General features: G+C 65.9%; 14 protein-coding genes. 1 reads left to right on the top strand and 13 read right to left on the bottom strand.

The window, feature by feature from the left end; all coding sequences use genetic code 11:
- The 13 genes from DBR23_RS07585 to DBR23_RS29575 all read right to left on the bottom strand — a co-directional run.
- The coding region (locus DBR23_RS07585; RefSeq protein WP_108497826.1) for a thymidine phosphorylase family protein at window positions 1-1,330 on the bottom strand (1,330 nt) is incomplete at its 3' end.
- Complete coding sequence (locus DBR23_RS07580; protein WP_003090261.1) at window positions 1,327-2,688, bottom strand: MBL fold metallo-hydrolase; 1,362 nt, start codon at window positions 2,686-2,688, stop codon at window positions 1,327-1,329. The genes DBR23_RS07580 and DBR23_RS07585, both read right to left, overlap by 4 nt.
- A 25-nt stretch (window positions 2,689-2,713) precedes the next feature.
- Window positions 2,714-3,211 carry a TPM domain-containing protein gene (locus tag DBR23_RS07575; protein ID WP_023083478.1) on the bottom strand — a complete coding sequence of 166 codons (498 nt, stop codon included), beginning with the start codon at window positions 3,209-3,211 and terminating at the stop codon, window positions 2,714-2,716.
- Window position 3,212: 1 nt separating this feature from the next.
- Entirely contained in the window at window positions 3,213-4,118 is a 906-nt protein-coding gene (locus tag DBR23_RS07570; RefSeq protein WP_060784750.1) for a YgcG family protein, read from the bottom strand.
- Window position 4,119: 1 nt separating this feature from the next.
- Window positions 4,120-4,731, bottom strand: coding sequence for a LemA family protein (locus tag DBR23_RS07565; protein ID WP_003090252.1), 612 nt, complete (start codon window positions 4,729-4,731; stop codon window positions 4,120-4,122).
- A complete protein-coding gene (locus DBR23_RS07560; protein ID WP_199227660.1) occupies window positions 4,728-6,035 on the bottom strand; it encodes an MFS transporter in 1,308 nt (435 codons plus the stop codon). Before DBR23_RS07560 ends, DBR23_RS07565 begins: the two co-directional genes overlap by 4 nt.
- Before the next feature lie 31 nt (window positions 6,036-6,066).
- Window positions 6,067-8,532, bottom strand: coding sequence for a cation-translocating P-type ATPase (locus DBR23_RS07555; RefSeq protein WP_006226038.1), 2,466 nt, complete (start codon window positions 8,530-8,532; stop codon window positions 6,067-6,069).
- A gap of 32 nt (window positions 8,533-8,564) precedes the next feature.
- A complete protein-coding gene (ppk2, locus tag DBR23_RS07550; RefSeq protein WP_003090242.1) occupies window positions 8,565-9,428 on the bottom strand; it encodes a polyphosphate kinase 2 in 864 nt (287 codons plus the stop codon).
- A gap of 10 nt (window positions 9,429-9,438) precedes the next feature.
- Window positions 9,439-9,597 (bottom strand): hypothetical protein, encoded by a 159-nt coding sequence (locus DBR23_RS29915; RefSeq protein WP_010791738.1) that lies wholly within the window; start codon window positions 9,595-9,597, stop codon window positions 9,439-9,441.
- A 1-nt stretch (window position 9,598) separates the two neighbouring features.
- Complete coding sequence (locus DBR23_RS07545; RefSeq protein ID WP_003090238.1) at window positions 9,599-10,249, bottom strand: isoprenylcysteine carboxylmethyltransferase family protein; 651 nt, start codon at window positions 10,247-10,249, stop codon at window positions 9,599-9,601.
- Window positions 10,246-10,485, bottom strand: coding sequence for a DUF2933 domain-containing protein (locus DBR23_RS07540; protein WP_003090237.1), 240 nt, complete (start codon window positions 10,483-10,485; stop codon window positions 10,246-10,248). The genes DBR23_RS07545 and DBR23_RS07540 overlap by 4 nt, the downstream gene beginning before the upstream one ends.
- Window positions 10,486-10,496: 11 nt before the next feature.
- Window positions 10,497-10,898, bottom strand: a complete 402-nt coding sequence (locus tag DBR23_RS07535; protein ID WP_003090236.1) for a hypothetical protein — start codon at window positions 10,896-10,898, stop codon at window positions 10,497-10,499.
- Window positions 10,899-11,052: 154 nt separating this feature from the next.
- Window positions 11,053-11,487, bottom strand: a complete 435-nt coding sequence (locus DBR23_RS29575; RefSeq protein ID WP_155714379.1) for a hypothetical protein — start codon at window positions 11,485-11,487, stop codon at window positions 11,053-11,055.
- 143 nt (window positions 11,488-11,630) lie between these two features.
- Between DBR23_RS29575 and DBR23_RS07525 the strand changes: the two genes are divergently transcribed.
- Complete coding sequence (locus DBR23_RS07525; RefSeq protein ID WP_003090234.1) at window positions 11,631-12,053, top strand: MerR family DNA-binding protein; 423 nt, start codon at window positions 11,631-11,633, stop codon at window positions 12,051-12,053.
- The last annotated feature ends 225 nt before the right edge of the window (window positions 12,054-12,278 follow it).

Genomic DNA, 12,278 nt, shown 5'->3' with positions numbered 1-12,278 from the left:
TGGACGGCGATGCGACGGTGTGCCGATGCGTTGCCACCGGGATGCTGCGCAGGCCGCCCTGCTCAGCGCAGATCGCCTGGAACGTGGCCCAGGCGCGGCCGTCGGCCAGCACCTGCGTGGCGAGCGTCAGGCCGCCGCCGGCGGGCGCTGCACCGCCCATTTCGAGGATGTCCGCCGCCAGCCGCAACGCTCGCTCCCGCAGGTCGGCCGGGGCCTCGGGCGTCCCTTGTAGGACGGCCAGCACGTCGCGGGCCTCCAGTGCCGGGCCGATCCCGCGGCCGACCGGCTGCTCACCATCGGTGACGCGCAAGGCCACGTGCAGGCCGATGGCGCTGCCCACCTCCTGCAGGCGCCGACCGAGCGCCGCCGCGGCCTGCGCGCTGCGCACTTTGGCGGTGGCACCCACGGGCAGGTCGATCAGCACATGGGTCGAGCCCGCAGCGGCCTTCTTGGACAGGACCGAGGCGACGAGCTGGCCCTCGCTGTCCAGGTCCAGCGGCCGCTCGACGCGGATGAGGATGTCGTCGGCGGGGCTGAGCCGTACCGAGCCGCCCCAGACGATGCAGCCGCCCGTGCGTTCGACCACGCGCCGCATGCTCCGCACATCCAGGTTCACCGGCGCCAGCACCTCCATTGTGTCGGCCGTCCCGGCCGGCGAGGTGATGGCGCGCGAGGAGGTCTTGGGCATCGTGAGGCCGCAGGCGGCCACGATGGGCACCACGAGCAGGGTCGTGCGGTTGCCGGGCAGGCCGCCGACGCAATGCTTGTCCACCACCAGCGGGCGCCCCCAATCGATGCGGTCACCGACGCCAATCATGGCTTTCGTGAGCGAGACGGTCTCCGCGAGGTCCAGGCGATCGCCGGCGCAGGCGGTGATGAAGGTGGCCAGATGCAGGTCAGAGTAATGGCCCGCCGCGACGTCGGAGATGATGGCGCTGAACTCGGCATCGCCCAGGGCATTGCCGTAGACCTTGGCCCGGACATGGCTGAGGGAATCCAGCGGCGGTGCATGGGTCACCGTGACCAGCTGGCCCGGCTGCGCCCCCAGCGACGCCCATGCCGATTCGGACAGGCCAGCGACGTTCTCGGCCAGCCAATCCCCATCGACGACGCTGAGCGTCGCCACGATGCTGCGGCGGCCGGCCGTCAGCTGCACGCGCGCCTGGGTCGTGAAACCCTCCGACCGGCAGACAGGGCAGTCGCGCCGCATGTAGACCACCGGCTCCTGATGGGTGTCGATGCCGGTGCGCCACGCCTGCAGCGTGTTCACGCCATCCTCTCCGGTGCCGGTGCCGGTGCCGGTGCCGGTCTCGTGCAGGTGCGCCGTCATACCAGATCCACCGTCTGCAGGTACTCGGGCACGGCAACCGACCAGCCCAGTTCATGGTCGATCCGCGCGCGCAGCGCATCGGCCGCCTCCGGCTCGCCGTGGGTCACGAAGGTTCGGCGCGGTGTTTGCGTGAAGCCGCGCATCCACGCGAGGATCTCGTCGGCATCGGCGTGGGCGGAAAGGTTGTCGAGCGAGGCCACCTCGGCGCGGATCGGCACGTCCTGGCCATGGATGCGGACGGTGGACGCGCCGTGCACGATCGCGGCGCCACGGGTGCCGCCCGCCTGGTAGCCGGCGAACAGGATGGTGTTGCGATGGTCGGGCGCGAATGACTTGAGGTGGTGCACCACGCGTCCTCCCGTGGCCATGCCACTGGCGGAGATGATGACCATCGGTCCACGACCGGCGCTGAGCGCCTTGGACTCCTCGACCTTGTTGACGATCTTCGCGGCATGGCACATGCCCTCGCATTCCTCGGGCGAGAGCCGGTGCTCGTCGCGATGGGCGTGGTACAGCCGTGTGGCATCGATGGCCATCGGGCTGTCCAGGTACACGGGCAGGTGCTGGTGGATGCGCCCTTGCTTCTTGAGCTGGTAGATGCCGTACATCAGGCTCTGCGCTCGGCCGACAGCGAACGCTGGGATGACCACGACCCCTCCACGGGCGGCCGTCTTGTTGATGACAGTCTCCAGCTGCGCCAGTGCGTCGGACGCTTCATGCTTGCGGTTGCCGTAGGTGGATTCCACCAGCAGGTAGTCGGCGCCGGGGACCTGCACCGGCGGGCGCAGCACCGGGTCGTTGGGCCGGCCGATGTCGCCGGAGAAGAGCACGGATCGCCGGCCGTCGTTGAGGTGCACGAAGGCCGAGCCGAGCATGTGCCCGGAAGGCGTCAACCGCGCGGTGAGTCCGGGCAGCGCCTCGAAGTCCTGAGAGAACGGACGTGGCGCGAACAGCTTCAGGCAGCGCTCGGCGTCCTCACGGGTGTACAGCGGCAGCGCGGGCTGGTGTTTGGAGAAACCGTGCCGGTTGGCGAACTTCGCCTCTTCCTCCTGCAGATGGCCGCTGTCGGTGAGCAGGATCTTGCACAGCTCGTGCGTCGCGGACGTGCAGTAAACCCGGCCGCGAAAGCCTTGTCGCGCCAGCAGTGGCAGGTAGCCGCTGTGGTCGATGTGGGCGTGGGTGAGCACGACCGCGTCGACGGTCTTGGGCGCGACCGGCAGCGGCTCCCAGTTGCGCAGGCGCAGCTGCTTGAATCCCTGGAACAGGCCGCAGTCCACCAGAATGGTCGCGTCGCCATGGCGCAGCAGGTATTTGGAACCGGTCACGGTGCCGGTGGCACCCAGAAATTGAAGTTGCATGGTAGGTCTCCAAGGATGTTGTCGTTCAAAGAAGGACCGGCCGATCCGGCAACTCGTTGCCGTGGTCCGCGCCCCGCGGAAAGTGCTGCACCAGCAGGTGGCTGACGGCCACGATGCCTTCCAGGGCTCCGGCCTCGAAGCGTCCCTGCGCAAACTGGGCTTCCATGCGCTGGCACACAGCCGACCACCTTTCGGCACCGCAACAGGCATGGATGCCGCGATCGGCCACGATCTCCACGGCCCGGTCGGCCAGCAGCACGTAGATCAGGACGCCGCTGTTGTGCGCCGTATCCCACACACCCAGGCGTGCGAACAGGTCCAGCGCCCGCTCGCCCGGCGATTGGTTGCGCCACAGTGGCGATCCGTCCAGCGCACCCTCGACCACGAAGCGCAGCTGGCCCCCATGCTGGAACTCTCCCGTGCGGATGGCCTGCTCGATCGCATCCAGCGCGCACGGGGGGAAGGCGCGGCGGACTGCGCGATCCGTGGTCGCAAGGTGGCGAAGAAGTCGTTGCATGTTCATCTCACCACCGTCCTGACGCGCCGCCGCCACCGAAGCCGCCGCCGCCGCCGCGGAATCCACCGCCACCACCGCCCAATCCTCCGCCCGGCCAGCCGCCTCCCCGGTGGCGCCCGTCCATGCCGCCGTGGCCACCCATGCCGATGCCCAGCAGCGTGACGAGGAATCCCGCCAGTCCAGCCACCGCGGCCACCGCGAAGGTGCCCACCAACAGCCACGCAGCGGCACCCAGCACGCCAGCCGTGACCAGGGAGCCTGGAAGGCGGCCGAGGGCGTTGCGTAGCACTCCGCCCAGCATCAGGGCCGCGACGAACAGGAAGGGCCAGGCCTGCCCGATGTCGTTGGTCTGCCCCTGCCGCCGTGGGTCCGCCGCAGGCAGGGCCTCGCCATCGATCACCCGCATGATCTGTTCGGCGCCTGCGGCGATGCCGCCGTCGAAATCGCCCTGGCGCAGGCGCGGCGTGATCACCTCGTCGATGATGCGCCGCGATACCACGTCGCTCAGCGCACCCTCGATGCCGTATCCGACTTCGATGCGCACGGTGCGGTCGTCCTTGGCCACCAGGAGCAACGCGCCGTCGTCCACCTTGCGACGGCCGAGCTTCCATTGCTCTACCACCCGCAGGGCGTACTGCTCGACGGGTTCGGGCCGCGTCGAGCGGACCATCAGCACGGCGATCTGCACGCCCTTGCGTTGCTCGAAGGCCCGAAGCTGCGCATCCAGCGCGGCGACACGATCGGCGGCGAGCGTTCCCGTGAGATCGGTGACGCGCGCCTGCAGCGGAGGAACGGCGACCAACTCCTGCGCGGACGCGACCGAAAGGAACAGGCTCAGCAGCAGCCAGGCCAGAGCGTGGGCCAGCCGAAGAGGGGCCGCCGGAGAGAGCACCACTGTTCTGGGCGTTCTCATGTCAGGGGCGCGCCGCCGGCGCCGAGGCGCCGAAATCGACCTGTGGCGGCGCCGCCATGGCCTTCTCGTCGGCGACCGAGAAATTGGGCTTGACGACGTAGCTGAACAGCTTGGCCGTGATGTTGGTCGGGAAGCTGCGCGTGAGCACGTTGTAATCCTGCACCGCCTTCACGTAGCGCCCACGCGCCACGGTGATGCGGTTCTCCGTGCCCTCAAGTTGGGCACGCAGGTCTTGAAAAGCCTGGTTCGCCTTGAGTTGCGGGTAGTTCTCGCTCACCACCAGCAGCCGGCTCAGCGCGCCGGACAGTTCGCTCTGTGCCGCCTGGAACTTCTGGAACGCCTCGGGGTTGTTGACGAGTTCCGGCGTGGCCTGGATCGAGGTCGCCTTCGCGCGGGCCTCGACCACCCGGGTCAGCGTCTCCTGCTCGAAGTTGGTCTCGCCCTTGACGGTCGCGACGATGTTGGGGATCAGGTCGGCGCGCCGCTGGTACTGGTTCAGCACCTCGGACCAGGCGGACTTGGTCTGCTCGTCCAGCCGCTGGAAGTCGTTGTAGCCGCATCCGCTCAGCGACAGGGCAAGCGCTGCGAGCAGGGACATCAGGATCAGTCTCATGGTTCGGTTTCCGTGGAAGTGAGAAAAGTGCGGGACGGTGAAGCGCTCACCAGGACGGGGTTGGCTGGCCACCAATGCCGCGGAATGAGCAGCAGCGCGAGGGTGGCGGCCAGTGGAATCGACAGCCACGCAAAGGTGCTCTGCATCACAGCGCCGAATAGCCATCCGGTGGCGGCCGATCCCAGTGTTTGTCCGAGGCCGGCTGCCGCGGCGAGCCCTCCCATCGCGATACCGAGCCGCCGCGCCGAGGTGCCGGCAGCGAGGTAGGCCAGGGTGGGGAGCACGAGACCCGTGCCCGCAGCCGTGAAACTCACGCCGACGTACAGCCACATCTCGCTGCCATGGCGGGCCAGCATCAGGAGCCCGGCGATGCCCAGGACCATGCCGCAGGCCAGTACGCGGCGTGGGTCGGCGCGCTCCAGCAGGCCGGTGAAGAACAGCACCGCGTTGACGCCCAGCATCACCAGACTGCACTCGGCGAACATCAACGACACCTCTCGGGAGGAGAGATCGGGGTGGCGCTGGCCCTGCAGCACGATGCCGAGTTCAAAGCCGGCAAGCACGAACATGACCACACCGTTGAGAATCCAGAGCGCCAGGGAGCGGCTCCGGGGTGCTCCGTCGTGATCGGCTGCGTCCGCCTCTCCAAGGGAGGAAGGTGCGGGAAGCGTTGCGGCCAGGCCCAGCATCATCAGCGCGCCGAGCGCGGCCGAGAGTGCGATCACGAGCGTGGTCGATGAGCCCTGTACCAGCACGCTCAAGAAGCCCAGGCCGACAAGCCGTTCTGCAGCGGCGTTCAGGCCGGGGCCGAACAGGAACCCGAGCAGCGACATCGCACCCAGCCATGCAAAGCGCCTGGCGCGAATCGATTCTGGGGTGTACTGCGCGACGAGCGCCGGCACCACCGGCACGACCGCGGCCACAAAAAAGCCCGTCGCGCCGCGCAGCGCATAGATGCCGACCACGCCCAGGGACTCGGGGCGCAGCAGCGGGAGCAGGCTGGCCACGTAGCCGATCAGGCCCACCAGCAACACGCGGGCACGCCCCAGCCTGTCCGCCAGCATGCCCCACAGGGGCGCACCCAGCAGGATGCCCGCCGTGTAGATGCCGCTGAGGTAGCCGACATGGCGCGCAAGCGCCGCAGGATCCGCGTCGCCCATCAAGGGCCGCAGCCAGTCGGGGATCAAGGGCATCAGTGCCCCATATCCGGCCGAGACGACGATTACGGCCGCAGCGAGCCAACCCAGCTGCGCGACGCCGAGGTCTTGCTGGCGGGTGGGCCCGGATTCGCGCGGTGATCGCATGGCGCGGCTCTCTACCATGGTGGCCCGCCGCTCAGGCTGACGCGGCCGCTGGGACACTGGCACGCGACGTCACGCGCTTGATCCCCGGCAGGCGCGTGCGCTTGAGCATCAGCGCATTGATCGCGACGATCGCGGAACTGCCCGACATGGACAATGCAGCGACCTCGGGCGACAAGGTGAACGGATACAGCACCCCGGCCGCCAGCGGGAAGGCGATCACGTTGTAGGCCACGGCCCACCAGAGGTTCTGGTGCATCTTGCGCAGCGTCGCCCGGGACAGTTCGATGGCCCCGACCACGTCGTAGGGGTCACTCTTCATCAACACCACCTGGGCGCTTTCCATCGCAACGTCCGTCCCCGCGCCAATCGCAAAGCCCACGTCGGCCTGCGTCAGCGCCGGAGCGTCGTTGATGCCGTCGCCGACCATGCCGACCTTGTGACCCTGCTGCTGCAGTTCCTTGATCTTGGAGGCCTTCTGCCCGGGCAACACATCCGCAAGCACGATGTCGATGCCCAGTTCCTTGCCGATGCGCTCGGCGGTCGCCTGGTTGTCGCCGGTCAGCATCGCGACCTTCACGCCGCGTGCCTGCAGCTTGGCGATCGTCTCGCGCGAGGTCGGCCGCACGGCATCGGCGATCGCGATGAGGCCGATCAGCCGGCCACCGCGCGCGACGTGGACCACAGTGCGCCCCCCGCCTTGCAGCCGCGCCGCCTCGCTGGCAAGGGGAGCCAGATCCACCTGTTCCGACTGCATCAGCAGCCGGTTGCCCAGGAGCACCGTCTCGCCCCCGATAGTGGCCCGTGCGCCTTGCCCATCGATGTTGGTGAAGTTCTCGGTGACCTCCGTCGGCATGTCTCCCGCACGCTTGAGCACTGCGAGCGCGAGGGGGTGCTCGGAGAACTTCTCCACCGCGGCGGCCGTCGCCAGAAGCCGCGTCTCCTCGACACCGGGCGCGGCCACCATCTCGACGACATCGGGCTGCCCCAGTGTCAAGGTGCCGGTCTTGTCGAACACCACGACCGTCAACTTGGTGGCGTTCTCCAATGCGGCCGCATTCTTGAAGAGAATGCCGTTCATTGCGCCCAGCCCGGTCCCGACCATGATGGCCATCGGGGTGGCCAGCCCCAGCGCATCAGGGCATGCGATCACGAACACGGTGATGGTCAAGGTGAGTGCGAACAGTAATGTCTGTCCCATCACCCAGTACCAGACGCTGAAGGTCAGCAGGCCAATCACGATCGCCGCCAGCACCAGCCACTGGGATGCGTGGTCGGCCAGCAGCTGGCCGGGGGCCTTCGAGTTCTGGGCCTCCTGGACCAGCTTGACAATCTGCGCCAAGGCCGTGTCCGCGCCGACCTTCGTGGCCTTGTAGCGAAAGCTCCCGCTCTTGTTGATGCTGGCGCCTACGACGGTGCTGCCCACGCCCTTCTTGACCGGCATGGACTCGCCCGTCAGCATCGACTCGTCCACTTGCGACGCGCCCTCGACGATCTCGCCATCCACCGGGATCTTGTCGCCGGGCTTGATCACGACCAGTTCCCCGGCTGCAACCTCGGCGGTCGGTACCTTGGTCTCCACCCCGTTGCGCACGACCGTGGCCATGGGTGGGGCGAGATCCATCAACGCGCGAATCGCGTCGGATGCGCCCGCGCGGGCGCGCATCTCCAGCCAGTGCCCCAGCAGGATGAAGACCAGCAGCACCGATGCCGCTTCATAGAACACCTCACCCTCGTAGAAGAAGGTCGCGCCGATGCTGAACAGGTAGCCGGTGCCCACCGACAGCACGACCAACGTGGCCATGTTGGCGACGCCGTTGCGCAGCGCGCGCCACGCCGCCACGTAGAAAGGCCAACCTGGATAGATGATCGCGGCACTTGCGAGGAAGAAAAGAAAGAGCTTGTCGTCCAGCCCGAACGGCGTCTGGAAGTCGCCGAACATCTTCCCCATCGGGGAATAGAAGAACACGGGAATGGCGAAGACCAGGGCCACGAAGAAGCGATTGCGCATGTCCCGAGCCATGTCCTGCATCGAGCCCGACCCGTGGCCCATGTCGTGCATCATGTCGTCCATCGCAGGGTCGCCTGCGTGGGCCTGGTGCGCAGCATGGGCGGCGGGCGTCGTGGCCGCAGCCTTCGCGCGTGCGGCCGTGGCGGGGGCATGCGCGTGGTGCCCCTCATGCCCCATCTCTTGCGCCTGACGTGCGGGTGCGCCGTGATGGCCGTGCACCGCATGGCTGGGGTCGGCAGAGACGCCAGCGGCGGGCGCGCACACGTGCTTGGGCGTCTGCTCGCCACGGCAGTGATAGCCGCATTCGGCGATGCGCTGGCGCAGATCCTCGACACTGAGTTGTCCCTCATCGAGATGGACCGTTGCGCTTCCCGCAACATAGTTGACATCTGCATGATGGACGCCGGGAAGCTGCAGCAGCTTGCGGCGTACTCCCTCCGCGCTCAGGCTCGATACGAGCCCTCCGACTTCAACGTTGATCGACTTCATGGCTGTTCTTCCTGTTCGCTGTGTTCGTGGTCTCAACGAGCGAGTCGGCCCGAGTCCAGGCAGTCCTGCGAGAACTCGAAGACGATCTCCCGGTCGGGAGCGATGACCTTGTGCTTCTTGCCGGCGTAATGCAGCCGGGAGAGGATGTCTCTGATCAGGTTGAGCCTCGCCAACCGTTTGTTGTCGGCGTGCACGACAGACCAGGGCGCCGCGGCCGTATGGGTGCGCATGAACATCTCGTCGCGCGCCCGTGTATAGCCGTCCCAGTGCTTCAGCGCGACGGCATCCACCGGGCTCGACTTCCACTGTTTGAGGGGATCACGGCGGCGTTCCCCGAGCCGGCGGCTCTGCTCCTTCTTGCCGATGTCGAGGTAATACTTCAGCAGCTTGATACCGGAGTTGACCAGCATCTCCTCGAACTTGGGCACTGAGTTCATGAATTCCTCGTGCTCCTCGGCGGTACAGAAGCCCATCACCGGTTCCACGCCCGCACGGTTGTACCAACTGCGGTTGAACACCACGAGCTCTTCGCCAACTGGCAGGTGCGGGACGTAGCGCTGGAAGTACCAGCCCGTGCGATCCCGGTCGGAGGGCTTTCCTAGCGCGACGACCCGTGTTTCCCGAGGACTCAGGTGTTCGACCAGCCGCTTGATGCTGCCGTCCTTGCCTGCGCCGTCCCTTCCCTCCAAGAGGATCAGGATACGGTCGTTGCATTTGATGAAATGCCGCTGCAGTTTCACCAGTTCGATCTGCAGCATGTGCAACTGTGCTTCGTAGTCCTCGCGGCCGATCGAGCGTGTCGCTGTCTCGTCGCGCGCTGAGCCGTGGGCAGTGCCGGTGCCGTCCACATCGGCCTTGTGCTTGGCGCCTTTGGCGCCCTTCTTGTTCTTTGCCATGGGTTCTCCGTTAGGTCTGGTCGCAGGCGATCAGCATTGCGTGTGTCGACGCCCGGCGGGGCGCGGCGCTCATGTCCGCATCCGAGCGGGAGCCGCAGCCATCGCCTTGTCCGTAGGCTGCAGCCAGGTACGGTCGATTGATGCGCTGACGCCAGCGGGTCTTCTTCATGTCAGCCTCGCTGGCGCGTGTCCGAGAGGGAGGGAAGGAAGCGCGGCGTGCGCGCGGCATAGGCGTCGAACTCGGCGCCGAACTGCTTGCGCATGTCCTTCTCCTCGTTGACAGCCAGCCTCGAATACATCACGACGAGGAAGGGGAACATCAGCAGCGTCAACAGCGTCGGCCACTGCAGCAGAAAGCCGAAAAGGATCGCCACGAAGGCCACATACTGCGGGTGCCGAATCCTGGCGTATGGGCCGCTCACGGCAAGTTGGGCGTGCCGTTGCGCGTGGTAGAGCACCGTCCAGGCGCTCGACAGAAGCCAGAAGCCGCCCCCGATGAAGATGTAGCTCGCGATATGAAGCGGGCTGAAGTGAGGGTCGCCGCTCTCGCCCAGCAGGGTCGACCAGAGATGGCCGCTGTTGTGCGACAGCAAGTCCAGACTGGGATACTTGGTCTGAAGCCAGCCGGACAGCACGTACAGCGTCAGCGGAAAGCCGTACATCTCGACGAACAAGGCAACAATGAACGCTGCGAATGTCCCGAAGGTTCTCCAGTCGCGCGAGGTCTGCGGTTTGAAGAAGCTGAAGGCGAACATGATGAAGACCGCCGAGTTCACGAGGACGAGCAGCCAAAGCCCATAAGCGGGCGCATCGTGGTTCATTTGCGCTCTCCCGGGTACGGTGGATTCGCCTTGCTACCGTCGCCTGGTACGGCATGGCGATGCATCAGCACATGAGCGATGACGCAAGTCGCCAGGAGGACCAGTGGCAGCGCGGCCAGGTAGTGCCCGCGGTGTTCCGTCAGCAGCATGTAGATGCTCACGGCCAGGAAGACCAGAAAGCCCAGGAACCATCGCGAGCGCGAAAACCTTGGACCGGTGCGGTGAGAAGTTGTCATGGTCGTCCTCCTCACTTCGCCGGCTCAGGCATCCGGTCCATCATCATCTGCATCATGGACTGGCACATGTCCATGCGCATTTCGAGCATTTGCTGCCGCTCAGCTGTCGGCGCCGACTCGGCTCCATCCTTCATTGCGCCCATCATCGCCATGCCAGCCCGCATGGCCTGCATGTGTTCGGCCATGAGCGCCTTGCGCTGCGCAGGCGTCTTCGCAGCCACCATCCGTTCGTGCATGGCCTGCATCGACTTCAGTTGCGCATCCATGCCCTCGGTGGTCGGCGCCCTTGGCGTCTCGGCCGCGGTCGGACTCGCACCTGCGGGGTGATGGGCCTGATGGTTGTCCTGCGCGAACGCAGACAAGGTGACCAGTGCGGCGCCAACGATGGCCGCGATCGAATGCGTGAATTTCATTTCTCTCTCCTTTAGCCGCGGGTGCCTGCCATTGGGGCGAAACCGATGTCGCCGCAAGCGGACAAAGCCCTATGAAAACTCCGTAGTCGGGTACAGAGTCAAGGCTTATGAGTTGTGCGCCGGGTGTGACCGACACGGCAACTCAAAGGAGGCGCTACAGCGCGAGACGCTCGAACAGCAGCCACGACGGCCGCTTGGGAGGTGGTCGCTGGTGACCCCTCGATGGGATGGCTCGCAGAGCCAACGTCGGAGCCAGCAGCTGGTCTCCATAGGCGGGAGGCGCCAAACCGACGAGGTCGAACGCGAAGGTTGGTGCTTTCTGAATGGCGGACTGGTTGACGTCGCCGCAGAGCTTCAGGCACGGGGCCTTCGACGGGTCGTGGGAACCTTCTTCGTGCTCACCATTGAGGCCTTCATGATTTCCATGCCCGGACGATGGGACATGCTCATACCCGACAGCATGCCGATGTTGCTGCGGCGACTCCAGAAGGCAGGCATTGGCCACCCCGGCCCCGAGCGCAAACAGCCATACCCCGAGCACCATCCACGCGATGGCGCGAATCCTGCGGTGGTTGAGAAGTGTGCGCATGTGCGGCCTATTGACCCATTGACACCTGTGATCCTATTCCCAACTGAGCTGCGGGAAATTGATTTGGATCAAATGGAGGCAAGGGTCAACTACGCGGTACTGCGTTATTCTGTGTTGCTCGTGAATAGACAGTGGATCGCTCGATGAACGAAGGTTTGGGTGATTGGATGACGGTTGGCAGGCTGGCGAAGGTCGCTGGCGTCGGCGTGGAGACAATCCGCTACTACCAGGGACGCGGCCTGTTGCCGATCCCGAAGAACGCCGGCAGCTTCCGGCGCTACCCCGCTTCGATGATCCAGCGGATCGGCTTCATCAAGCGCGCTCAGAGCCTTGGGTTCTCGCTGGACGAGGTGAAGTCGCTCTTGGATCTGGAGGATGGGCGGAATCGCCGGGCTATTCAGACGGTGACACGGCGGCGCCTTGACCAGATCGATGAGAAGGTTGGCGACCTTCAGCGCATGCGAGGCGCTCTGAGAGACATGCTGGAGAGGTGCGAAGACACGGGAGAGGCGCTTCCTTGCCCTATCATTGCTGCGCTCATGGGGCCTTTGAATACGTCCGAATGATTGCGCGCTGTGAGGAACAGACGAGACCCAAGGAAAGCGAACGAGGCCTGTCGCACTTCGTTGGTAATGGTCGTGCGGACTGTTCGCTGCACAAAAATGCCGAATGAATTTTCAGCAATCTCACGGCCGACTTAGGGCTACGCTGAACAAGCCCTCGAAATTTCCCGCGCGAACGCGGAAGACGCCATTTTTTGGATTTTGTGGCCTCTTGCGCCGCCCATTTGG

This window comes from Acidovorax sp. HMWF018 (genome assembly GCF_003061035.1).
Taxonomy (GTDB): Bacteria; Pseudomonadota; Gammaproteobacteria; order Burkholderiales; family Burkholderiaceae_C; genus Acidovorax; species Acidovorax delafieldii.
Note: the sequence above shows the minus strand (reverse complement) of the source record. Positions and strands in the feature narration are given on the sequence as shown.